At 49.8% G+C, this 24,535-nt stretch carries 21 protein-coding genes; 8 read left to right on the forward strand and 13 right to left on the reverse strand.

Translation table 11 applies throughout. The features are described 5' to 3' along the window. Window position 1 precedes the first annotated feature (1 nt). The 10 genes from gatB to McpCs1_RS03895 form a co-directional block, all read right to left on the reverse strand. A complete protein-coding gene (gatB, locus tag McpCs1_RS03850) occupies window positions 2-1,435 on the reverse strand; it encodes an Asp-tRNA(Asn)/Glu-tRNA(Gln) amidotransferase subunit GatB (protein ID WP_338095939.1) in 1,434 nt (477 codons plus the stop codon). Between the two features lies 1 nt (window position 1,436). Then, window positions 1,437-2,714: an Asp-tRNA(Asn)/Glu-tRNA(Gln) amidotransferase subunit GatA gene (gene gatA / locus McpCs1_RS03855; RefSeq protein WP_338095940.1), complete on the reverse strand. Its 1,278-nt coding sequence runs from the start codon at window positions 2,712-2,714 to the stop codon at window positions 1,437-1,439. A 2-nt stretch (window positions 2,715-2,716) separates the two neighbouring features. Then, complete coding sequence (gatC, locus tag McpCs1_RS03860) at window positions 2,717-2,986, reverse strand: Asp-tRNA(Asn)/Glu-tRNA(Gln) amidotransferase subunit GatC (RefSeq protein ID WP_338095941.1); 270 nt, start codon at window positions 2,984-2,986, stop codon at window positions 2,717-2,719. Between the two features lie 142 nt (window positions 2,987-3,128). Continuing rightward, on the reverse strand, window positions 3,129-3,554 hold the full coding sequence (locus McpCs1_RS03865; protein WP_338095942.1) for a hypothetical protein: 426 nt from the start codon (window positions 3,552-3,554) through the stop codon (window positions 3,129-3,131). Window positions 3,555-3,805: 251 nt separating this feature from the next. After that, window positions 3,806-4,222 (reverse strand): S-adenosylmethionine decarboxylase, encoded by a 417-nt coding sequence (speD, locus tag McpCs1_RS03870; RefSeq protein WP_338095943.1) that lies wholly within the window; start codon window positions 4,220-4,222, stop codon window positions 3,806-3,808. A gap of 711 nt (window positions 4,223-4,933) precedes the next feature. Then, a complete protein-coding gene (locus McpCs1_RS03875) occupies window positions 4,934-7,738 on the reverse strand; it encodes an aminopeptidase N C-terminal domain-containing protein (protein ID WP_338095944.1) in 2,805 nt (934 codons plus the stop codon). 406 nt (window positions 7,739-8,144) lie between these two features. Further along, complete coding sequence (locus tag McpCs1_RS03880) at window positions 8,145-10,022, reverse strand: heavy metal translocating P-type ATPase (protein WP_338095945.1); 1,878 nt, start codon at window positions 10,020-10,022, stop codon at window positions 8,145-8,147. 7 nt (window positions 10,023-10,029) lie between these two features. After that, window positions 10,030-10,245, reverse strand: a complete 216-nt coding sequence (locus McpCs1_RS03885) for a cation transporter (protein ID WP_338095946.1) — start codon at window positions 10,243-10,245, stop codon at window positions 10,030-10,032. A gap of 348 nt (window positions 10,246-10,593) precedes the next feature. Continuing rightward, a complete protein-coding gene (locus tag McpCs1_RS03890) occupies window positions 10,594-11,472 on the reverse strand; it encodes a winged helix-turn-helix transcriptional regulator (RefSeq protein WP_338095947.1) in 879 nt (292 codons plus the stop codon). A gap of 5 nt (window positions 11,473-11,477) precedes the next feature. Beyond that, window positions 11,478-11,930 carry a hypothetical protein gene (locus McpCs1_RS03895; protein ID WP_338095948.1) on the reverse strand — a complete coding sequence of 151 codons (453 nt, stop codon included), beginning with the start codon at window positions 11,928-11,930 and terminating at the stop codon, window positions 11,478-11,480. A 228-nt stretch (window positions 11,931-12,158) separates the two neighbouring features. On the opposite strand from McpCs1_RS03895, the gene McpCs1_RS03900 reads away from it, so the two are divergent. The 4 genes from McpCs1_RS03900 to McpCs1_RS03915 all read left to right on the forward strand — a co-directional run bounded on the left by McpCs1_RS03900 (window position 12,159) and on the right by McpCs1_RS03915 (window position 16,431). Continuing rightward, a complete protein-coding gene (locus tag McpCs1_RS03900) occupies window positions 12,159-13,403 on the forward strand; it encodes a M12 family metallo-peptidase (RefSeq protein WP_338095949.1) in 1,245 nt (414 codons plus the stop codon). 20 nt (window positions 13,404-13,423) lie between these two features. After that, window positions 13,424-13,927, forward strand: a complete 504-nt coding sequence (locus McpCs1_RS03905) for a hypothetical protein (RefSeq protein WP_338095950.1) — start codon at window positions 13,424-13,426, stop codon at window positions 13,925-13,927. 286 nt (window positions 13,928-14,213) lie between these two features. Next, complete coding sequence (locus McpCs1_RS03910) at window positions 14,214-14,480, forward strand: hypothetical protein (protein ID WP_338095951.1); 267 nt, start codon at window positions 14,214-14,216, stop codon at window positions 14,478-14,480. Window positions 14,481-14,913: 433 nt separating this feature from the next. Further along, window positions 14,914-16,431: a catalase gene (locus McpCs1_RS03915; protein WP_338095952.1), complete on the forward strand. Its 1,518-nt coding sequence runs from the start codon at window positions 14,914-14,916 to the stop codon at window positions 16,429-16,431. Between the two features lie 374 nt (window positions 16,432-16,805). Here McpCs1_RS03915 and McpCs1_RS03920 read toward each other — a convergent pair whose 3' ends face one another. Beyond that, window positions 16,806-17,666 (reverse strand): hypothetical protein, encoded by an 861-nt coding sequence (locus McpCs1_RS03920; protein ID WP_338095953.1) that lies wholly within the window; start codon window positions 17,664-17,666, stop codon window positions 16,806-16,808. A 175-nt stretch (window positions 17,667-17,841) separates the two neighbouring features. Between McpCs1_RS03920 and pdxS the strand changes: the two genes are divergently transcribed. Together pdxS and pdxT are read left to right on the forward strand one after the other, a co-directional pair. Continuing rightward, window positions 17,842-18,717: a pyridoxal 5'-phosphate synthase lyase subunit PdxS gene (gene pdxS / locus McpCs1_RS03925; protein WP_338095954.1), complete on the forward strand. Its 876-nt coding sequence runs from the start codon at window positions 17,842-17,844 to the stop codon at window positions 18,715-18,717. Between the two features lie 4 nt (window positions 18,718-18,721). Then, window positions 18,722-19,288, forward strand: a complete 567-nt coding sequence (gene pdxT, locus McpCs1_RS03930) for a pyridoxal 5'-phosphate synthase glutaminase subunit PdxT (RefSeq protein ID WP_338095955.1) — start codon at window positions 18,722-18,724, stop codon at window positions 19,286-19,288. A 324-nt stretch (window positions 19,289-19,612) separates the two neighbouring features. Here pdxT and McpCs1_RS03935 read toward each other — a convergent pair whose 3' ends face one another. Next, a complete protein-coding gene (locus McpCs1_RS03935; RefSeq protein WP_338095956.1) occupies window positions 19,613-19,819 on the reverse strand; it encodes a hypothetical protein in 207 nt (68 codons plus the stop codon). An 88-nt stretch (window positions 19,820-19,907) separates the two neighbouring features. Between McpCs1_RS03935 and McpCs1_RS03940 the strand changes: the two genes are divergently transcribed. Continuing rightward, the gene (locus McpCs1_RS03940) at window positions 19,908-22,253 is read left to right on the forward strand and encodes a pentapeptide repeat-containing protein (protein ID WP_338095957.1); all 2,346 of its coding nucleotides are present in this window, start codon (window positions 19,908-19,910) and stop codon (window positions 22,251-22,253) included. A gap of 370 nt (window positions 22,254-22,623) precedes the next feature. Here McpCs1_RS03940 and McpCs1_RS03945 read toward each other — a convergent pair whose 3' ends face one another. Then, the gene (locus McpCs1_RS03945) at window positions 22,624-23,313 is read right to left on the reverse strand and encodes a hypothetical protein (RefSeq protein ID WP_338095958.1); all 690 of its coding nucleotides are present in this window, start codon (window positions 23,311-23,313) and stop codon (window positions 22,624-22,626) included. Between the two features lie 141 nt (window positions 23,314-23,454). Between McpCs1_RS03945 and McpCs1_RS03950 the strand changes: the two genes are divergently transcribed. Then, the gene (locus McpCs1_RS03950) at window positions 23,455-24,516 is read left to right on the forward strand and encodes a hypothetical protein (RefSeq protein WP_338095959.1); all 1,062 of its coding nucleotides are present in this window, start codon (window positions 23,455-23,457) and stop codon (window positions 24,514-24,516) included. The last annotated feature ends 19 nt before the right edge of the window (window positions 24,517-24,535 follow it).

Below are 24,535 nucleotides of genomic sequence, written 5' to 3' on the forward strand. Positions count from 1 at the left end.
GTTATTCTCCTACAATCTCGGCAATCATTGCGTGAATCTCACGCGGGTCGGATTTTCCTTTGGTTTCTTTCATGACCTGACCGACGATGAAGTTGAGAGCTCCTTTCTTTCCGGCTTTGTGATCAGCAACAGCCTGCGGGTTGGCGGCAAGGATCTGTTCGACGATTGTGCGGAAAGACTCTCCCTCTTCGCGGGTAAGTCCGAGACGGTCAACGATCTCAGCAGGGGTCTCGCTCTTCGCTCCAGTCTGAAGGTTGTCAAGCCAGACACGGAGGACCTCAACACCTGCAATATCCGTGATCTTTTTGTCGCGAACAAGAATAATGATCTCCTTGAATGCAGGCGTGCTTGCAGTGACAACACCAAGCGCCATGTCGCGGTAGTTGAGTTCACCGATTAAGATGTCGGCAATCCATGATGCGGCAATTGCAGCGCCAACGTCAGCGACCGTTTCATAAAACTCGGCAAGCCGGAGATCGCCGGTAAGAGTTCTGGCATGGTTTACGGCGATGCCGTACTGCTGCATGAACCGGTCGCGGCGTGCGTCCGGGAGCTCGGGAAGGACGATGTCCTTTACCCAGTCAGAAACTCGGATGACTGGCAGGTCAGGTTCCGGGAAGTAGCGGTAGTCGTTTGCGGTTTCCTTGGACCGTGCGCTCGTGGTGGTGCCTTTTCCTTCCTGGAAGTGGCGGGTCTCGCGGGCGATGGTTCCACCCCTGCGGATGAGATTTTTCTGACGGGTGATCTCAAAGGTCAGTGCTTTCTCGACACCTTTGTACGAGGAGATGTTTTTGATCTCAACGCGTTCATGGCCTTTGATGGAGATGTTCGCATCAACTCTGATGGATCCCTCTTTCTCGGGGTCGAAGACGTCGAGGTACTCAAGGGTCGCTCTCAGTTTGTTTAAGAGGCGGCGGGCTTCCTTCGGCGAAGAAAGTTCCGGCTCGGTGACCATCTCGATTAAGGGAACGCCGGATCTGTTGTAGTCTACAAGCGTGTAGTGTCCGCGTTCCTTGTTGCCCATGTGCACGAGTCTGCCAGGATCCTCCTCGACATGAATTCTCGTCATGTTGACGGACTTCGGGTTGCCGGCATCGTCCTCGATCTCAATGTAGCCGCCAATCGCAAGCGGGTCGTCGCCCATCGTTATCTGGTAGGCTTTGACGAGGTCAGGATAGAAGTAGTTCTTTCTGCAGAACTCTCCCTCTTCAGGGATGGTGCAGTTGAGAGCCTTCGCAACCTTGAGCGCGTACTCAATTGCTTTCTTGTTCAGGACCGGCAGTGCGCCCGGCAGTCCGAGGCAGACCGGACAGACATGCGTGTTCGGTGCGTCCGCACGAAAATCTGCTGAACAGCCGCAGAAGAGCTTCGAAATCGTGTCAAGCTGACAGTGGACTTCAAGTCCGATGATGACTTTCATCTCTTCATCAGCCATGTTACGCCTCCTCCTCGAATGCAAGTGCAGCGTTGAGCAATGCCTCTTCGCCAAACATCCGTCCCATCAGCTGAAGGCCGACCGGCAAGCCGTGAGCGGTGCCGCAGGGAACTGAGATTGCCGGGATTCCTGCGATGTTGATTGGAACGGTGAGGATATCGGTCTGGTACATCTGCAGCGGGTTTGCCGTCATCTCACCAAGTTTTGGCGCGACATTTGGCATGGTGGGGCCGGCAAGCATGTCGCAGTCGGTCAGCACACGCAGGAAGTCGCGGCGGATCAACTGTTTTGCATGCTGGGCTTTGAGATAATATTTGCCGTAGTAGCCTGCGGTGAGGGCGAATGTCCCGAGAAAAATTCTTCTCCGCACTTCAGGACCAAATCCTGCTGCGCGGACTTTGGTGTATGCGTCATGCCAGGGGAGGTTCATCTCAGGCTCAGGTCCGTATCTGACACCATCGAACCGATCAAGGTTGGAACTTGCCTCGCAGGTGCAGGTGACATAGTAGGCTGCAAGGGCATACTGCATGGATGGCAGCGAGACCTCGCGGGTGACTGCGCCAAGTTCTTCGAGTTTTTGAATTGCTTTCTCAACTGATGCTGCGACGTCTTTGTCGACGCCTTCGCCGAAGTACTCTTTTGGCACACCGATGACTTTTCCTTTGATCTCTGCGTGAAGTCCTGCGAAGTCGTAGGGTTTTGCAACAGACGTTGAGTCGCGGCGGTCGTGGCCTGCGATGATCGAAAAAAGTTTTGCGGTGTCGGTAACATTTGCTGCCATCGGGCCGATCTGTTCAAAGGAGTTGGCGTAAGCGATTAAGCCATAGCGGCTGACGCGGCCGTAGGATGGTTTGAGTCCGACGATGCCGCAGTAGGATGCCGGGCAGCGAATCGAGCCGCCGGTATCTGAGCCGAGCGCCATCGGGACAAGGCAGCCGGCAACTGCTGCTGCTGAGCCGCCGGACGAGCCGCCGGTGACGCGGGTGGTGTCGCGCGGGTTTAAGGCGGGACCGAACGCGCTGTTCTCGGTGGTTGTTCCCATGCCGAACTCATCCATATTGGTTTTGCCTGCGATGGTTGCGCCTGCTGCTTTGAGGAGTTCGACTGCGTGGGCGTCATAGGGGGGAATGTATCCGGTGAGGATTTTGGAGGCGCAGGTAGTTGGAATATCTTTGGTTGAGATGTTGTCTTTGACTGCGATGCGGATGCCGGCAAGCAAACCTTTTGCCTCGGACGGTATCTCGATTGTGGAGAGGAAGGCGTTGTATGTGTCCTGCATTGTTAGATCACCTTCGGTGCACGGATGTAGCCGTCCTCAGGATTGTGAGAGTTTCTGAGGACCTCTTCCTGCGAAAGGGATGGCCTTGTCTCGTCTTCGCGGAAAACGTTGACGAGCGGGCGCTCAAGGGCATCGTTTGCCTCAAGAGTGTCAAGGATATCAAAGTACTCGAGAATTGCGTTGAATTGTTCGGTGAATTTGCCGAGTTCAGCTGTGGCGATGCCGATATCAGCGAGTTCAGCTATATGGAGAACATCGTTTTCAGAGACCATTTTTCTGCGACCTGTAAATAGTAGTTTAGTGGTGAGGTTGTTTTGGGTAAAAAGAGTTACTACTCTATCATGATGATTGAGGGATTTTTGTTCAGGAAAATATGCCTGACCCACATGATGCGCGAGGTCGGAGACCTGAGTATTATAATAGTGCGGTCTCGACGTCCTTCTTGCCAGAGGCCCCCGTCTCTTCAAGCCGGTACATGATTGCAAGCCAGTCGATGAGTTCAGCAAGCCGCTCGGTGCTGTTCACGAAAGTCCCTGACCGCGGAATTTTCAGAAGCCTCGCAAGCTCAAGCTGTGCCGCAGTTACGGTGCGGATATTTTTTGGATTGAGGATGGGATACTTTTGGAGAATCTGCATCGGGAGTGGAGGGATGTATGCACAGTGGCCGGATTCTCCAATACCGTCTGCTGCGATGTAGGGGCGTGAGGTTTTTGCAATAGGGTTTTGATGATAGCTGATGTACATGATGCGGCCGTCAGGAAGCCGGTAGGTTTTCTCGGGGGCGGTATAATATGACGTTCTGCGGCAGACAAAGCGCGGGGGAAGGTGGAGCGTTTTCATGATTTTTTTGTCACCTCGGGTGTGTGATACCACTACTATGCCGAGCGGGGATATAAAGATCAGACCGCGTGGGGTGAAAGTGCGTTTGGGTTGACTTTGTTCGCAAAGTTCGGTTGATTTTATTTTTTGTCCTTGGCTTCGCTTGGAGTAACCACAGAAAATTCCAAACAATGTAACTCATCATCACGTAAGTCTCAAAAAAAAGAGTGCGGCAATGTCTGCGGCACAACACCGCAGCGTTTGTGCGGCGATTAAATTGTGCGGAAGAAAACCGTCGTGTTCATTGCCTTTGCACCGAAGAATTTTCTGCAGAACTCTGCGGCAACGCTCGGCATGTATTCCTTGCAGCTGAAGACATCGATGTATGCTGCGTTCGTGTCGTTGGCAAAGTGTGCCGACAGGAGCGAGGTTTCGATAAGTTGGGTCATCGAGTATCCGGCAACGCGGTCGCAGGGACCGAAGTGGATAATCTGCGGTTCACCGAAGCGTTTCATGTCGATCAGATCAGCGAGTTCGAGCACGAACTGGTGAATCTTATCTGCGTCACGAATCGTTGCAGGGTCACATTCCTTGAGATCAATTGAGGTACAGAGTCCCCAGCAGTTCTCTTCTTTAAATTTTGCCATGACCTCCTGATCGGTCATACCATTTGCTACCATCTGTTTCATAGACTGGGATTTCTCCATACTTTTCAAAGTCTGCGGCCACACTCAAAATATTATTACGCCGACAAACTTTGGATGATAATAGGTCAGTGTATGCATATTTAAAATTAACGTAAGAGGAAAACCGTGTAAAATTGAGAAAAACAGCTTTTGAAAGAGTTATTTGTCCAAATTGACAATTCAAAGAGTATATTCTGATAAAAACTGATTTCACACGATTATACTCAATAAAATCAAAATTGGCACGATTTGACGCGAATAAAAAAATCAGGCATTCAGGGGCGGTGCGCTCAGTCAGATATATAAATGATTTTCTTCGCTTATTATGATAGTGGGAAGTGCGTTTCCCCACATTTCGTGAAACTTTTTTCGCGCGATTTTTTCTTTAGTAGGAGTTACGCTGTGATGAGTTTCATCGTTTGAAAATTTTCTGTCCCCTTGGCCTCACTTAGAGTAACCACGGAATGCACAGAGCATACAGAGCTTCACTGAATGCACGGAGAACGCCTGCGGCGCCGGAATGCACGGAATATATTTTTCATATTTTGAGAAAATAAAAGAGAATAAATTATCTCGGAAATTTTTCCGTGCATTCCGGCGCCGCAGGCGTTCTCCGTGCATTTCATTTTTTCCGTGAAGCTCCGTGAAATTTCCGTGCATTCCGTGGTTACCTCAAGTGAGACAAAGGGCAAAAAATCCCAACCAATGAACTCATCACCGAGTACCCGCAGACGCTTCCTGAGCCTTCGGGCTTCCGGCGATAATGCGGCGGGCCGTGCGAATCACTGCCGGAGCCTCGGTCTCGGGAACCGCTGCCACAAGTTCAGTGAGAATGGCAAAGCATGCATCGCGGACTGGCTGATCATAACTGTCGAGATGGGAGAAGACCGAGAGGATGCCGGTTGAGATATACTCGTTTACGCGGGAAAGCGAGAGCAGCGAGTCACGCAGGAAGGCTCGACCCTCTTCTGTCTCCAGAGACAGTTTGCGGTTGTTTGCAAACCTGAGATACAGAGACCGGGTTTGTCCTGCCTGCTCCACATGGAAGTTTTCCGACTTCTCAATCAGCTTGAGATACGCAACCGTATCAGGAGACGAAGTACCGGCAACCGCGGCGAGGAAATTCTCCCAGGCGACAGGGTCAGCTTTGGACCGGTCAAGTTCAGCTTTCAAAATATCGAAGCGGTCGGGTGCGGTGCTTGAGAGATACAAAGACAGAGCCGCAATCCTGCTGGTTGCATTCGAGGATTTCTCATAAGATTTTTTGATCAAATCCCAGACCTCCGGCGTGTCAAGCGTTGCGAGATGAGAGAGGATCAGATTTTTGACAGCGCGTGCCTTGAATATTCTGGCAAGTTCGGCCGGAGCGGTTGTCGGCTTTTCTGCGGTATTGTATGCAGTGTAGAGAGCAAGCAGACGCTGCTCGGAAGCCGCTGCAACAGAACGCATGAACCGTTTTTTCGCAGAGTAGAGCGCAGCATAGCGATGCATGAACTCAGGATCATTCACTGACTCAAATATCGTGAGCGAGAGTGTGCCAGCACGCTGCATCGCCGTATTGTCTGAGAGAGTCGCCACATACCAGGCAACGAGCCGGGAATCAGGAACATAGTCAGGATCGCGGCAGAGTTTCGTCATCTCACGATCGACGAGGGTCTGATACGCAAGGAACCTGCTCACCACATCAGTATCATACCTGAGGAGGAGATAGAGCTCGCTGTCTGACGCTGCGTTTGCGATGCGAATGTATGCAGCATGGCCTGAGTTCCAGATGGCGGCGGCAAACGCTCCGACACAAGGGACCGTGAACTCATGATGAGGACCGTCGATTTTTTCCACGAACTCTGACACAGTAACACCCTTGTCGGTGATGAGCGTTCCCATAAGCGGAAATATCCAAGGATTTTGATCGCCAAAACCGGTCTGGTCCACCACTATTTCTGCAACCTCGTCTTCTGCATTGTAGGCTGCCGAGACAGTCACGGTCGGGTACCCGGTCTGCTTGAGCCAGCGGCCTGCCATCGTGGAAAAGTCAATTTTGCTGACATTCTCCATCGCATCAAACCAGTCGCGGGGTGAAGCATTGCTGTCGGCAAACCGGCGGTGATAGAGATCCAGCGCCCACGTAAAGGCGCGTTTGCCGAGCATGACCTGAATCATGCGAACAAACTCGGGAGCCTTGACGTACGTAACCGAGGTGATGAGATCGTTTGGATCGTTGAATCCTTCCGGTTCAATCGGCATCGCAGCAGCTCCCGTGTCAAGGGAAAACGTGCCGGTGCCGGGAGTGTAAATCTGCAGAATGTTCTGCAGCCGGATGTAGTCGCTGCCGAAGAGGAAGGAGAGGTAGTCATCCTCCATCATGACGGTGACCGCTTCGTTGAGCCAGATGGAGAACGGGGTATCTCCCGTCACGCTTGAGCCGTTCAGATTGTGATAGAACTCATGCTGCTTGACCCCAATCATGTATTCGTAGGAAGCGTCGGTGATTTCCGGAGTTGGCATGATCCTGCTCTGAATGATGGTGGTGTTGCCGGTGTTTTCCATGCCGCCGAAGTCGCTGTTCTGCATGGATATCTCGCGGTAGACGTCATAGGGGTACTGGTAGCCAAAGACGATATCTGATGCGAGGAGGGAGATCTGTCTGCGGATCGGGGCAAGAGCGGCTTTGGGGTTGCCGGGATTTTCCGCGATAATTTTATCACGGGTTTTGCAGAGCCGGTAGAGTTCGAGCCGGATGTCCGGGGATTCGTAGCGTTCGGGTCCGGTGAAGAGACAGGTCCAGAGGATGCTGTCAGCGAGGATGTCAAGCGCCGCACGTGCTCCGGCAGGGTCAGCTCCCTGCTCTGCAAGAAGTTCGAGTCTGATTTTTTTGCCGTCAGGGTACTCGAGGCTGCGGGTGAAGGTGTCCCAGGTGCCGACGCCGAGGAAGAAGAGGTACGGTGGCATGGGGTAGTTGTTCTGGTAGGTGATGATGTCGCGGGTTGCGTCATGGGATGTTCGCGGGCTTTTGATGTCGCCGTTGCTGATGAGGTTGGTGTATCTGCTGTCGGCGATGATGGTGGTGGTCCAGGTGCTTTTTGCCCGCATGTCGTCGATGATTGGAGCAATCCGCTGAAATCCCCACTGCTGGCACTGGGTTATCTGGGTTTTGGGGAGGCCGGCAGGACTTGCGTCATAGTAGAGGCCTTCAAGGATGTTGGAAGTTGGACGACAGATGGTTTCGGTCCAGAGGGTGAGGTGTGCTCCGCGGTGGGAGGGGTGCGAGAGCTGAATTTTGAGGAGGTCGTCTTCGTAGAGGTAGCGGGCGTTTTTGCCGTTGATGCGGACTTTGAGTACTTCGAGATTTTTTGCGTTGAGGGTGAGGACGTCGAGTATTTCTGTGAGAACGGTGAAGGTGGTTTCTGCGATGACACGGGTCTGTGTTTCGGTGATGTCAAAGGTGAGGTTGATGTGGCGGACGGCTACAGGCGGGGCGGGAAACTCTGAGGGACGGTAGCGATATTCTGCGGCAGTCATTTGATTTCTGTCTGTTAATTATGTTGTTTAGATAATATGAGGGTGTGGGTAGAGCGAAAATCCGGATGAGTTTTAGGGTGTCGGATGAGCGGGTGATGATCATCAGTCATCAGTTGTTGATCGTACCTCGAATACTGTTTTGATGAGAGTGGGATTTTTCTTTTTTTCTTTTTTTTCTTTTTCAATCAGGAAATTATGTAGGTTTATTATGAATTAGAGAGAGGTATAAACAACAAGACAACGGGAGAGTGTCACTTCTGAGTCAAAGAGGGGACACGGGAATGTTGGTCTGATTTTTTTTCAGGAGGAGATGATCAACTGATGATTGATGATCAGTGATTGGGAGGGTGATATTGATCTAAAAAAATCGCCATTGGCGATTTTTTATTCGCGTTTCAAAAAAAAATTATTTCTCCGAGAACCGCAGCGTCCGCATAGCATTCAGTATCGCAATCACCGCAACACCCACATCCGCAAACACCGCCTCCCACATCGTCGCAAACCCTGCCGCAGCAAAGGCGAGCACGAAAAATTTCACGCCCAGAGCAAAGACGATGTTCTCCCGGACAATCCAGAACGTCTTCTTCGAAATCCTCACCGCGGTTGCAACCTTTGCCGGATCATCATCCATCAGAACAACATCCGCCGCCTCAATCGCAGCGTCCGAGCCGAGCGACCCCATCGCAATGCCGACGTCTGCACGTGAAAGTACCGGAGCATCATTAATCCCGTCACCCACGTACGCAGTGCTGCTGCCACCAAACGTTGCCATGATGTCCTCAAGGCCCGACACCTTCTCCTGCGGCAGAAGTCCTGCACGATACGAGTCGATGCCGAGCTCCTCAGCCGTCAGCTTCGCTGCCGCCTCCGCATCGCCCGTGAGCATTGCGGTATGCTTTATGCCGAGCTTTTTTAGATCACTTACCGCTTTTTTTGCATTCGGCTTTGCGGTGTCCGCGAATCGCAAGTACCCTGCATATGATCCATCAACCGTCACATGAATCGCCGTTCCCGCCGGAACTCCGGCGGGAACAGCGACTCCCTCACCCGCAAGCAGCTTTGCATTTCCCGCAAGAACAACTCTGCCGGAAACTTCTGCCGAGACTCCTCTTCCCGCAGTTTCCGTCACGTTCGCAACAACGTTTCGGTCAATTTCTTTTCCGTACGCCGCACGAATGGAAGCTGCGAGCGGATGCGTACTCGAACTTTCCGCGAGTGCTGCATACCTAAGCAGCTGCTCTTCGGTCATCTCTCCCGCAGGCTTTATCTCGGTAACACGGAAGCTGCCGCTTGTCAGCGTTCCGGTCTTGTCAAACACAACCGTCTGTGTCTTTGCGAGAGTCTCCAGATAATTTCCGCCTTTGATCAAAATTCCGTTCCGTGACGCCCCGCCGATTCCTCCGTAGAAGCTCAGGGGAATCGATATCACGAGGGCACAGGGGCAGGATACCACCAAGAAGATCAGTGCCCGTCCGACCCAGTCGGCAAACGGTTCTCCGAGGAGGACCGGCGGCAGCACCGCAAGAGCCGCCGCAACTCCGACAACCGCAGGCGTATAGTACCGGGAAAATATCGTGATGAAGTTTTCGGTTCTCGCCTTTTTTGCTGCGGCATTTTCCACCATGTCAAGAATTCTGGCAACGGTTGATTCGCCGTAGGGTTTCTGAACTCTCACGCGAAGGAGTCCTGACATATTTACGCATCCGCTGATGACTTCGTCTCCGGCATCAACCGACCGCGGCAGTGACTCGCCGGTCAGAGACATCGTGTTCAGATCTGAGGAGCCTGAGATGACAACACCGTCGACAGGCACGCGTTCGCCCGGTTTGATGATGATTATGTCTCCGGTTTTCAGCTCGCCTGGGTCCACTTCGATGAGTCGCCCCTCGGATTCGATGTTCGCATGATCCGGCCTGATGTCCATCAGTGTGGCAATGGATTTTCGTGATTTGCTTACCGCATAGCTCTGGAACAGTTCGCCGACCTGATAGAACAGCATCACGGCGACGGCTTCAGGATACTCGCCGAGAGCAAACGCTCCGATTGTTGCAATTGTCATCAGAAAATTTTCATCGAAAATTTTTCCGTGAAAAATATTTTTTCCTGCCCGAATCAGTACATCATAGCCGATAACTGCGTACGGAACAAGATACAGCACGAGAAGAATTGCTGTTTCGCTGACGATGTTCGTCTGCTGGAGAAAAATCACGCAGACAAAGATGGCAAATGCTGCGATGATTCTGATCAGTGTCTTTTGTTGTTTTGGTGAGAGTTTCGTTGTCATTGCTTCCTTAATTGATCAGACAGTCAGGTTCAATTTTTTTGCAGACATTTCTGACTTCGGTCATGATTGTGTCAAATCTGGTTTCTTCGGCATCGATGATGAGCTTCTGGGTCATGAAGCTGATTGAGGCTTCGCTGACGCCGTCGATTTTTCTGATGCCGGTTTCCATGAGTGCTGCACAGTGGGCGCATTCAAGGTTTTCCATTCTGAATGTTTTTTTCATGATGCTCTGCAGTGATATTGGCGTTCGAGTGTTATAATGCAAAAAGTGACTCTGAGGAGAGGTAGTTTCTTTTTGGATACCGCTTTTGTCTGTTGGGTTTTGCCGCCCACGGAAAAACGGAAAACACGGAGTTTCACAGAAAAACATCACGGAGCAGACGTGAACATCACGGAAATGAATTGTTTTCGGATTCTGTGGTGTTCACGCCTCTCAGTGATGTTTTTATTTCTGTGTGTTCCATTTTTCCGTGGGCGGAGCGACAAACAATACCGAACAGCGTTTACCTATAAACGAATTTACGGGCAAACCCAGAGATGCCGGTGAATGGCTGCTCTGAAAATAGCGAAGTCAGGTTGAGTGTTCTTCAGAAGTTTGTGTAAATATTTCTGCAAGTTTCTGATATTCCATCACAATTTCAGGGGTGAGACTGTACCGAAGTTTTCTCTCCTGCTTTTTTGCGGTGAGCAGATGAGACCGTTCCAGTCTGTGAATATACCAGACAGCAGTGGTTGTGGAGATGCCAAGTTGTGCGGCGATCTCTTTTCTGGTAAGGGATGGTTGATCTATTAATGTCTGAAATATCAGATGATCTTTTTCCTTGGAGAGGATGGAAAGAAGAATTTTCTGATTTTCTGTGAGACCGGTATTAGCCGGGAGAAAACGCTGTTGTCCGTCGTATGTGAACGGTAGAATGTCCAGTGTTTTCTGCAGCCGGTTCAGATGATAATTGAGAGAACTGCGGGGTAGAGATAGGGCATCAGCGATCTGCTGCGTATTTCTTCCGGGATGTTCACTGATGTATCTGCGAATTTGTTCTCTGCGGGAGTTTGGATCCGGATCTTTCCGGCTGATTTTTCTCCGGTAGAGAATGATGAAGGCGAGACCGGATGCGAGGTAGAGAGCAGATAGTATTTTTCCCGTTGAGAGAGGAATGTATGCCATTGGGTAGGTAATGACCATCAACAGCATCTCACGTGGTGATAACTGCCAGAGCGAAAGGGGAATTATCTCAGTGTCATCATAGATAGGTTGTATTTTTCCGGATGCCGGAGTGAAATTGAGGCCGTCAATGTTTTGTCCAAGAAGATTTGGACGGGTGGCAGGATCATCATTGATGCCTCGTATCTGTCCACCGTCAATAAAAAAAAGACAAACTGAGGGAATAAAGATTATCAATGCTATGATAATAATCACAACAAGATCCCAAAGTCTCTCTTTCTGAAACATTCGTATTAGTAACTATTTATCACGAGGGTATAACTTTGTGTTCCCGAAACTCTTGCACCGGTGACAACAAAATTCCAGTGCTTCCCAGTCATCTGGGATGGCAAGGGAGTGTTCAATGATATTTCACCATTTGTCTGTCCATCGCTCGCATCATTCCAGGCTAATGGGTTTCCATTGGGCGGATACATGGTAAGGGAGAGATCATTGTTTGTTGTATGATCCCACTGAAGTGAGACTTCAAGAGTACTGTGTCCGGAGGGTACATAATACTGATGTGGATCAACTTCCCCCTGCCTTACTTCTCCATAAATCGGTGGTGCTTTTGTTACGGATATCACATCCTGCTCAACTGTTTTCACGTCAATTGTTGTTGCAGAACAGGAGTCTGCTGCTACAGGCATTATACATAAGGCCACTAATACTACCATACTTACCAGAACTGAGAAGAAAAATCTCATGAACTATCTTTTTCCCGTAAAATGATATGAATACATTGGTCAAAGTATAGTTTTTTCAGAAAAACCTATTCGCCGGAGTACATCAGTTTGAGACGTATTTTTCAAAAAACTATGTTTTGTCCAATCTTTTCATATAGGGTTATCGAAGATATGCTCGCTTGTAAATCCGACGTACTCCTGAGCAAACAGGTATGTGGTATGAAGGGTTTGCAGGAAACGTGAACGAAAATGAAATGGAAAAAGATCTTTTCAACGAAATTGGCACTGCTCGTACTGCTGCTCGCAGCGTTAGTGATGACTGTGCCTGTAAGTGCAGTCGACAGTCCGTTATTTAGTATCTCTGGAAAGACCACAATGGTTGATTCAAACGATGATATTAGTATATACAATAATAATGAGGCGACTCATTTGTCAGACTATCAACTTGTAACCTTTGCCAATGTTATTCCGATTAGTTCTGATGAAATTTCTCTCCCAATTACACTAAATGGTAAAGAGTATGTTGTTCCATTAACTCACAACACGTTTGAGTCTCTCGATGATGGTATCGATTCTTATTATGGAGCAATTCCGGGGATTACCAATTCAATGATGCTCATAACTGTGAGCGGAGGCAATACCATTTATGGCTCGATACATTTGGATGACGAGACGATTATTATTTCTCCAGTACAAAATCAGAGATCTGCTATTACAAAAAGTCCATTACATAGTGTGTATTCCAGTACTTCATTAACAGATTCTGGGTATGGTCTTTCATTTTGCCTTACAGATGATGACACGGTTGTAACTGATCAGATGTCCTCCTCTCTTGTATCTTCAGAATCTCGTGCATATGCCTATCCACGTATTCTTATTGTTACCGACAGTTATTTTGTCTCAAGTGAGAGTAATTGGCAAAATGCCGCCCAGCAATATATTCAGGAGACAAATTATCAACTGAACCGTAATGATATCCAAGCTTACATGTATATCGCTGGATATGATTCATCCAAGAGTTCTTCGCTACTGAGTTACCCACTCAATGGAAATTCTCCTCGCGAAGCTTTCAAAAGTGTATATTCTATAGCTGATTTGAACAGTTATCAGGCAGATATCGGTGTGTATTTCAGCGGATATGATCTTCCGGGATCTACTGCACTTGGGCAGGCTGAGTCTCCCACATCCTCTGCAAAAAGGTACGCTTGGGTACAAATGGCTGCCGATCAAGATAATACATCCGTTGTCACTGGTAATTATCAAGCACGTGTTTCTGTAACAATTCATGAAATTGGACATCTTTATGGAGCATCACACGGCCAAGCTTTTGAATATACTAGTACCTCCGGTAGCCGTATTTGGACTGTAATGAAAGATGAGTATCGCCCCTCACATAGCTGGGACTACTCATCTCCTTCATACCATGGGGATGCTAATCATAACAATGCAGGCCTGATTGCTTCAAATAAATTCACAGTCGCAGGTTATATCTAACATCAGGAGAATTATGTAACATGTTCGCGAGAATTGTACTTACAATCCTCCTCCTCTCCATTTTTTTCTGTGGAGTGACTGTAGCTGATGAACTGATTCACATTGATGATGTTGGTCCTCAGACAATTGGAGAATCCTTCACTCTTACTGGCAGTGCGGAGTTTCCCGCAGGTACTGTTCTGCATATTCGTATAGTGCCTGTAGATGATGTAGATATTTCTATCTCAGCTGGGCCCTCAAAGAATATGGTGTGGGGGGATACAGTAATAGAAAAGGGACCTGGAGGAACTAATGGTGCATGGAACTATACGGTGAATACTAGCAATCTTCTTCCGACTGCATATTTTGTTCGCGTGTACTCCGATGATGTGAAGTACCCGTACTCCGAACGGGCAACCGCATTTACTGCACGTTTGCCTACTCAAATAAGACCAGAACCCACTGCCTCTTCTCTACCTCTCGTCGGAATTCTTGGGGGTCTTGGCTGTGCCGCAGCTCTGGCCCATAGAATCAGAAAAATCTAAGCACTCAATTTTTTCGGCAACTCATCTGAGAATCATCGAATATTTTACCACATTCATTATATATTCCCTGTGACAAATTCTCAACCATCTCAGGACGTACACAAATGAAATTTCTGTTCCCCTTCTCCTCATCCTCGCTGTCTTCGTCGCGTTTACCGCAGGCTGTATTCAGCCGCAGATACCAGAACCACTTCCCACTCCCATCCCCACTGCTCCACCACCGTCAGGGGAACCTACCTTCTGGATCAGTGATACACCCAGATACCTCTCCTACTGGAACGAAAAAATGGGCTGGAATCTTACAGACCAGACGCTTGATGAATACGCAGAAGAGCTGAACAGTCATCTTGACGCCACGTGGGAAAAAGGAGCGATGGGCTATCATATCACCAACATCAGCCACCATCTCCATGCCGTGAAAAACATCCTCGGTCTCACCGAAGAACAGTTCGATGCATTCGTTACTGCAGATACCGAACAAAAGAAAATCGATCGGGTGAATCATCACAGTCCCAGCTCCAGTCTCTACGAAACTTCCGCAGACCAGAATTGAAACCGCATCGCAGATCAGGACTGGCTGAACAAATAAAAAAAATGTAAAATCTTTTTTTGATAAGAGTTACGCGGTGTGAAATAGTACAAGGAAAAGGGATTTTCCATCCCTTGGCCTCACTCTGAGTAACCACGGAATGCACTGAAGAACAAAGAAGATGGGCGACCTCCTTATGTTTTCCGTGCATTCCGGCGCCGCAGGCGTTCTCCGTGCATTTCTGCGAAGCAGTGAGCAGGCCGAAGGCATGCGATTTTGATATTTTCCGTGAAGCTCTGTGTACTCTGTGCATTCCGTGGTTACTCGAAGTAAAACCACATGTCGGAAAATCACACCGCATAACTCCTATTCGAAAACAAATACAACATCGCTGAACACACCAAAAAATATCCTATATCCCAATCTTTAACCAATGAGCCGTCAATCATCTTACATTATGAAACCGTCAGAACACGGCAAACTTACCAACGAAGTCGGTGCTCCCGTTGGCCAGAACGATCACGCCGTTACCGCAGGACCACGGGGGCCGGTCATGCTGCAGGATGTCTGGCTGCTTGAAAAAATCGCCCACTTCAACCGTGAGGTCATCCCGGAACGAAGAATGCATGCAAAAGGATCCGGAGCCTACGGAACACTCACGGTAACCCATGACATCTCTCGTTACACCAGAGCAAAAGTTCTCCAGCCCGGCACAAAGACCGACCTGTTTGTCAGGTTCTCCACCGTTGCCGGAGAACGGGGAGCTGCTGATGCCGAACGCGACATTCGTGGATTTGCCTGCAAGTTTTACACTGAAGAGGGCAACTGGGATCTCGTCGGCAACAACACGCCCACCTTCTTCATCCGCGACGTTCATCACTTCCCTGATCTCAACCGTGCGGTAAAACGCGACCCGAAGACCAACATGCGTTCAGCCCAGAACAACTGGGACTTCTGGACCATGTTGCCTGAGTGTTTCCATCAGGTCACCATCGTCATGTCGGACCGCGGCATTCCTGCCAGCTACCGCCACATGCATACATTCGGCGAACACACATTCAGTCTCTACGATAAAAATAACAAACGTGTCTGGTGCAAGTTCCATTTCAAAACCCAGCAGGGAATCAAAAACCTCACTGATGCAGAAGCCGCGGCAATCATTGCAAACGATCGTGAGAGTCATGGCCGCGATCTTTTTGAGGCGATCGAACGCGGCGAGTTCCCTCGCTGGACGATGTATGTACAGATCATGACCGAAGAGCAGGCGAAAAACCATTACGAGAATCCGTTCGACATCACGAAGATCTGGCGACATGCCGAGTATCCTTTAATTGAGGTCGGCGTTCTTGAGCTGAACCGCAACCCTGAGAACTACTTTGCCGAAGTCGAACAGTCTGCATTCACGCCGGCCCATGTTGTTCCGGGAATTGGTTTCAGTCCCGACAAATTCCTTCAGGGCCGTCTGTTTGCGTACGGCGACGCTCAGAGATACCGTCTCGGGGTAAACTACAATCAGATTCCGGTCAATCGTGCGAAGTGCGAGGTTCATGATTATCACCGCGACGGTCACATGCGGACCGACGGAAATTATGGGGGAACTCCTGCCTACACACCGAACAGTTATGGCGTGTGGACTGCGCAGCCGGATGTTCTTGAGTCGCCGCTGGATCTTTCGGGCGCAATGTATGCGTATGACCCGACCGATGATCCAACCGATGACTGTTTCCGTGCCGGAGGAGATCTCTGGAGAGTTCTCGAAGAGGACAAAAAAGTTCTCCTGATCGAAAACACTGCGAGAAATATTGAGGCATGTACTGAGAACATTAAGTACCGCCACGCAGTTCACTGCGTGTGGGCTGATCCTGAGTACGGCGAGAAAATGACTGCGGCCTTGGGACTTGATCAGATGCGGGTTGCAGAGCTTGCGAAGGGCGATCATCTATCGCTAATTGCGGCGACTCTGCCGAGTATGTGAGAGCCTCCGGCTGATTGAAAATTATTTTTTTGAAAAATGAAACGCGAATCGCATGCCTGCGGCCTGCTCACCGCTTCGCGGAATAACGCGAATAGCGCGAATAAAAAATCGCCAATGGCGGTTTTTCAAAAAAAATTCTTTTTACATTTTGAAACAAAGAAATCTGTCTGAAATATTTTTTAGTAGATTTTCAAAAATCGCCAATGACGATTTTTCAAAAAAAAATTTCTACATTTTGAAACAAAGAAATCTGTCTGAAATATTTTTTAGTAAATTTTGAAAATCGCCATTGGCGATTTTTTTATTCGTGCTATTCCGCGAAGCGGTGAGCAGGCCGTAGGCATGCGATTCGCGTTCCTCGCGCTATCCGTGTTTCAGGTTCTCAGACATTCACCACTCGGATACTCAGGAAACTCATCAATGATCCGGTACACCTCACGTCCCATCTGCTTGTTGATGGTCATTGCCACATTGATTGCAGAAAGTTCCGCAACAAAAGCCCCGTCCTCTGCTGTGCAGTGGAGGAACTCCTTCATGGGTTCGGAGACATGAGAGTACCAGCTTCTCATCATATCCTGAAACGCTGTAAGAATAGATCCGCCAAGATCAGAACTCTCGCAGATCTCTGTGGGGCAAAGCGGGTTGCCGGTCGCCTCGTAGCGGTAGACCGCTTTGCCTGACGCTGCATCGACAATCTCAAGAAACAGCCGCCGTTCTTTTGGGATAAACCTGATGTCAGCTCCGCAGGGCACTTTCGGATCAGCTTCCGCATTCCATATCTCATCAGGAATGTGTTCCAAAAACGCCGGGCACGTTCGCCAGCCGCATCGTCCGTTATGATGAATGCAGATACCACAAACTCTGCTCAGATGAATTTTTTCCACCGTCTTTGGCGAGGGGTCGCATCTCTCGGCTTCTGCTTCGATGTACGAAAATCCTGAGAGATCAAACACGTCGCTGCGAAGCGGTATGCAGTCTCTCTCCGCAAGTTCACAGCCGTCAAGAGTAATCAGAGAATCTTCAGGCGTGTTTGAGAGAAAGGTTAGATTTCCGTCTGCGAAGATGGTGGTCCCGAGAACAAAACAGCTCAGCCCTTTCGCACTATCATAGAAACAGTAGGCAAGAAAACTATTTCCTTCTTTTGGATACTCATGCCCGCAGGTATTTGGAACACTGCCCATAACGATCAGATATTTTTTATGAACCGAAGCAAAACGGAACTGTGAAAACTGCATCTCAGAATAATTTTGCACCCAGAATACGATAAAGGAAACGACATCTTTTACAGAATTTATTTTATCCAAAAGTGGGCACTTTCGGAAGTCTCATATCATGTCAGCAAAATAAATGTAAACAGTTCTGCGGCGGAGTCTCCTCCCTCGTTCGAATACTAATACTGATGTGAAAATCATGACTGAAAATCGTCCGAAACTGAACAAAGAGCTCGCACAAATGCTCAAAGGCGGAGTCATTATGGATGTGACGACTCCCGAACAGGCAAAAATAGCAGAAGCTGCAGGCGCATGTGCAGTTATGGCACTGGAACGCATTCCGGCTGACATTCGTGCAGCAGGAGGTGTATCCCGGATGAGCGACCCGAAGATGATCAAAGGCATTCAGGCTGCGGTCTCTATTCCGGTCATGGCAAAAGTCCGCATCGGTCACTTTGTGGAAGCCCAGATTCTTGAGGCAATCGAGATCGATTACATCGATGAGAGCGAGGTACTTTCTCCGGCCGATGATGTCTACCACATCGACAAAAACCAGTTCAAAGTGCCGTTCGTCTGCGGTGCAAGAAATCTCGGCGAAGCCCTTCGCCGCATCGTCGAAGGTGCGACGATGATTCGCACGAAAGGCGAGGCAGGTACCGGAGATGTTGTACAGGCAGTCCGCCATATGCGTGATCTGAACAGCGATATCCGCCGTGTTGTCGGCATGCGTGGCGACGAGTTGTATGAAGCTGCCAAGCAGATGCAGGTCCCCTACGATCTCATCCGTTTCGTTCACGAGAATGGCAAACTTCCGGTGGTAAACTTTGCCGCCGGCGGCGTTGCAACTCCTGCTGATGCTGCTCTTATGATGCAGCTTGGAGCAGAAGGTGTGTTTGTCGGCTCCGGCATCTTCAAGTCCGGCAATCCGGCAAAACGTGCGGCAGCTGTGGTGAAGGCTGTCACCAACTTCAATGATGCAAACGTTCTTGCCGAACTTTCCGAGGATCTTGGTCCTGCGATGGTTGGCATCAATGCTGAAGAGATCTCGATTCTGATGGCAGAACGGGGCAAATAATTTCATGCGAGTCGGTGTTCTTGCACTGCAGGGAGCGTTTACCGAGCATATTTGTATGCTTGGCTCGCTTGGTGTTGAGGCTGTTGAGATTCGGAAGAGATCTGATCTCAGCCAGCAATTGGACGGCCTCATCATCCCGGGAGGCGAGAGCACTACTATTACGAAACTTCTGCATGACCTGGGGATTTTCTCTGATCTCCGGGAAAAAATTTCTGCTGGCCTGCCGGTTATGGGTACCTGTGCCGGGTTGATCGTTCTTGCAAAACGCGTTGAGGGAGGAGTTCCCTGTCTTGCAACGATGGATATCACTGCGGTTCGGAATGCCTACGGCAGACAGCTTGGAAGTTTTGAGACGGTCTCACGGTTCGCGGATGTGGGGGATGTTCCGATGACGTTTATTCGTGCGCCTTGCGTCGAAAATCCGGGAGCTGATGTTGAGATTTTGTCAGTCGTTGACGGACGAATCGTTGCGGTCCGCGAGAAAAATCAACTGGCTCTGGCGTTTCATCCTGAGCTTGATTGCGATACGCGAGTTCATGCCTACTTCCTGGATATGATTGATGGGAAGTAATTCGATTTTTTTTATTTTCGGAATTTTTTTTATATGTGGCCTCGCTTGAAATAACCACGGAATGCACAGAGTACACGGAGCTTCACAGAAAAAATGCACGGAGAACGCCTGCGGCGCCGGAATGCACGGAAAGATTTCCGAAATAATTTATTTTATTCTCTCAAAATATGAAAAATATATTCCGTGCATTCCGGCGCCGCAGGCGTTCTCCGTGCATTTTTTATTTTTTCCGTGAAGCTCTGTGTGCTCTGTGCATTCTGTGGTTACTCCAAACAAAACCATCTATAAATAATTTCCATTAACGGAAATTATTTTTTTTACCACTCACGTCATTTTCCCCAGATAATATCGAAGAATCCACAGCGGCGGAATCGAAAGCAGAACCGCCATAATAATTACGAAAACATCCAGCGGCCGCGTATCTTCCATGCCTGCAACCTGTCCGCTGATCAGATAATACCCGAGAATCGTCATCATCAGCAGAAATCCCTCCGTAACAACTGCGGTCTCCACACTTTGAAAAAGCTGCATTCGTATGTATTTTGTTCGCAGGGACGCTTAAGTGTTCGCTGCAACACGTTACCCTTATGATATTTGCCGTCAGATTAAACGGATATCTATGGGAGAGGGAGAAGGATGTCCGGAGAATCCCGGACCGGGATTCGATCAAAACCAGTACAATCGTCTGATTCACTGCGCAAAGACCGGCGACCTCAGCGAATGGAACAAACCATATCTCGCCGTCGTCGAAGAGCTCAAATCCATTTCCGGCTCTGACATCTGGATGGATCGTGCAGGACTTCATGACACCGTATATGACAGTGCCGAAGATCACGGCGTCCGCCTTGAAGGCGCGGGCCTTGCAGAACTCAACCTCAAAGGTATCGAACTGCGGGACGCATGGCTGGAACGTGCCAACTTCTACAAAACCAATCTGGAAAAAGCCTCACTCGCCCGTGCGCATCTCGCCAAATCCTCACTCTTTCGTGCGAACCTTACCGGTGCCGACCTCCATGAAGCTGACCTCTCCGGTGCTGACATGCGGGAAGCAAACCTCGAAGGAGCTGATCTCAAAGCCGCGAATGTTTCAGACGCCGACCTCAGGGAAGCAAACCTTGAAGGAGCCGACCTGTTCCAGGCAAACCTCTCCGGCGCAAAACTCAGCATCGCAGTTCTTGAAGGAGCCGACCTCAGAGAGGCGAACCTCTCGGGCGCTGACCTTCGTGAGACAAACCTTTCGGGCGCTGACCTCAGGGAGGCAAACCTTTCGGGCGCTGACCTTCGTGAAGCAAACCTCGAAGGAGCCGACCTGTTCAAGGCTGACCTCTCCGGCGCAAAACTCAGCAGCGCCAGAATGCGTGGAGCAAAACTCGGCCTCGCCGTCCTCAGGGACGCAGACCTCTCCTACTCTGTCCTTCTCAGAGCAAATCTTTACGAAGCAGACCTCTCGGGCGCAGTACTCACCGAAGCAGAGATCAGCGAAGCTGACCTTCGCGAGGCGAATCTCTCTGACGCAGATCTCACCGAAGCAAAACTTGACGGCGCAAAACTCTCCCGTGCCAACCTCACCGACGCCAAACTTATCGGTGCAAACCTTCTCCGTGCAGACCTCCATGATGCTGAACTTGACCGTGCCGACCTGAAAAAAGCCATCCTCACCGACGCAGATTTAGTTGGTGCCCATCTGCGGGAAACAACGCTCCGTGAAACCGAACTTGTCAGAACCAACCTCTCGGGTGCCGCCCTCGGCGAAGCCGACCTTACTCAGGCGAACATGGAAGCATGCAGACTGGAGAATGCAAACTTCGAAGCAGCACTTCTCTCAGGAGCTGTCCTTCGCGGCGTCTCTGCCAAACATACCGACTTCCGTCGTGCGGTGATGGATGGCGCTGACATGACCGCAGCTGACCTACGGTATGCGACCTTCATGCGTACTGAAATGCGTGGAGCAAAAATGTCGAGATGCGATCTCAGAAACGCGATGATCGAAGAGGCCAGACTTGAAGGAGCCGACCTTACCAAAGCTGATCTCAGGCAGGCAGACATGCAGGATGCAATCCTCTGGCGGGCGAAACTTGTCGAGGCAAACCTTCGCGAGGCTGATGTCAAGGAGGCTGACCTCTCCGGCGCTGACCTTACCGGTGCTGATCTCTCGGAGGCGTACCTCGAAGGCGTAAAATTCCGCAACTCAACGCTGTTCGGTACGACCTGTTACCTTGCCAGTGTTGACGGCAGGACCGTCATTGCGAAGTGTGCGATTGACGGCAACACCGACTTTACCGGTGTCGGCATATCAGCCGCGAGAGTCGATCCGAAACTTCAGTCAAGACTTCTTCGCAATATTCGCAAGATCTGGTGGGGCGAGTGGTATGCCGAGAAGAAAATTCTCCACTGGCTTGAACGGCAGGCAGGCATTCCCGAAGAACCCGAACTTCCGAAGATCAAACAGCCGTATGTTCCCGAGAACTCATCTGTCGCTGCAAAAATGCGGGGCTTTGCTTCCTCATCTTCGTCAGGAGCTGATCAGTGGAAGAAACGGTTTTCCGCAAAACCTGTCCGGACATTCTTCGAAGGCATCCTTCAGGTTTTTGAGTCGATATTTGTGAATCTGCCAATCAAACTCTTCTGGAAAATCTCAGACTACGGCAGCAAAACCTGGCCGATTGTCGGAGCGTTCATCCTGCTGAATCTGGTGTTTACCTTCCTGTATCTGTATGTCGTGCCTCTTCTGCCGGTGATGACTCCAACAGGCATTGAGTCTGTGGCGCTTCTTGACAATACGGCAGGCCCGCTGATGGGATTCATGCAGACCACGATGATTCTCTTCAGCATCACCGACATTGCAACCAAAAATCTCGGATACATTCCGATGTTTTTCTCTCTGGTGCATGTGCTGCTCGGATACTTCATCCTCGCGGCTCTTGTCACGCGGTTTGCGGTGATGTTTCAGGGCCAGAGTCCCTGAACTTTTTTTTACGATTTTTTTCGCAGCTCCGCCCACGGAAAATCAGAACACACGGAGTTTCACGGAAAAATGAAATTTCATCGCAAAAAATGCACGGAGAACGCCTGCGGCGCTGAAATGCACGGAATATATTTTTTCATATTTTGAGAGAATTAAAAAAATTATCTCGGAAATCTTTCCGTGCATTTCAGCGCCGCAGGCGTTCTCCGTGCATTTTTTGCGAAGCGGTGAGCAGACCAAAGGTATGTGATTTTCAGTGAAGATCCGTGTACTCTGTGCATTCCGTGGTTACTCCAAGCGAGACCACATGTCGCAGAATCATCCCGCGTAACTCCTATACAAAAATAATTCACGTAAAAAAAATAATTTTTTAGTTGCGTCTCAGAACCGCGGCAACTGCGACGAGGCCGAGAAGTCCGAAGAGTGCAAAGCCCATTGGCGACTGAGTCGGAATGGGGCCTGGAAGCATACTCAGCGTGATGGACACGTAGCTTGTCTGTCCAGCTCCCGGCATCGTGACCGGAGAGGTCTGTTCATAGAATCCCGGAGAGCTTGCACGGACATCGGTTACCGGCGTTCCGGTTGTGTAGACGGTAAATGTTGTCGGACCATAACAGTAGCCGCTGTCGAGAACTGAACCTGATGCACTCAGGAGTTCGACGAATGCGCCGTCAACATTACAGGACACCTGAATGTATCCGACATCACCGCCGACCGATGTCGGAGGAATCGATACCAGAGTAAGAGATGCCGAGACATACTCTCCGGCTGCGGGCATGGAGACTGAAGAACTGTCACCATAGTAGCCGCTCTTGCTTGCCCTGACCTGAGTGATCGGTGTTCCGGTAACAGGAACGTCAAACGTCAGTCTTCCGTAGCAGTATGCGCTGTCTGCGACATTGCCGTTTACATCAATTAACTCAATTAAGGCTCCGTCAACATTACAGGAGACCTCAATATAACCGCTGTTCTCACCAGCTGCTGCAACAGGAGATACTGCGGCAAGCAGCAGCACGGCGAACACCATCAGAATCATGTAGAGAATTTTTTTCAAAAACATCACTTCCACTTCTACTAACACCACGGAAATTCAAATTCCCGTGAATATGTAAGTATCAGTGCGTTTCTCTTTTGAATATTGTGATTATGATTTTCCTTCCTCCCGAAAAATTATCAGTTCTGGCGTCATAGGAGATAACATATGAAAAAATATCTGCTGATCCTTGCCGTCCTGCTGCTTGTTGCCGCCGCAGTATTTGGTGCAGGATGCATTCAGTATATCCCGGGTCAGCCTACAACGCCGACCCCGACTCCGTCAGAGACGATGACGGAGATTCCAACAACCGCTCCAACCCAAGTAACAGCTGTTCAGACTCAGACACCAAAACCCCAGAGAACCCAGATGCCCATGCATCAGATTGACGGATCCGGAACCATGCAGACCTGGCAGATATGGCTGGACCCCGGAGTCTCGATCATCACCGGCAAAAATTACGGCACCGGAAACTTTGTGGTCTGGCTTTGTGAGAACGGTCAGCATGTGGACATGCTGTTCAATGAACTCAACTCTTACGAAGGAAAGACCGCGTTTGAGATTGATGATGCCGGGTACTACACGTTTGATGTGATCGCTTCGGGCACCTGGCAGCTGTTGGTGGACGGTCCGTACGATGCGAGCCTTGCGTCTTTCAATACCTACCGCCCAAACGGTATTATGTTCATTACCGGATCAAACACCATGACCTCTGCCCCGTTCACTCTGGAGAAAGGCGTCGCTGTGTTTAACGGCTACTATCAGGGATCAGATTCGATCTCGGCAACCCTGTATGCGAACGGCGTGTCGGCAGGAATGCTTGACTCGGATGCCCGAGGTCCGGCAAAGACGCAAGTTGTGTATCCGGTACAGATTGCAGGATCCTACACGCTGAATGTGAACACGGTAGGAAACTGGGGCTTTGAGATAACCCAGCCGCTTCCGGTGAATCCGATTCCGTTCTCCTCTATCTCCGGCAATGGCGATGAGGTGACGCAGTACTATGCCATCACCGGTGATCAGATGCTGACCATGTCAAACTCAGGCACTGTTCCTGCCGAGCTGATATTTTATCAGGCTGACGGAACGGTTGTCGGCGATGTGGTGATTCCTGCGGGCGCTACAGATTCCAAATATCTGCTGAAAAATCCGAAGGCCGGCGGAACGGTTGTGTGTCTGGTATCGGTCAGTGCGAATGGTGCCTGGTCGGTTTCCGGAACACATTCGTAAAAATAAAAAAAAATATTTT

It is taken from the genome of Methanorbis rubei (assembly GCF_032714495.1).
Taxonomy (GTDB): domain Archaea; phylum Halobacteriota; class Methanomicrobia; order Methanomicrobiales; family Methanocorpusculaceae; genus Methanocorpusculum; species Methanocorpusculum rubei.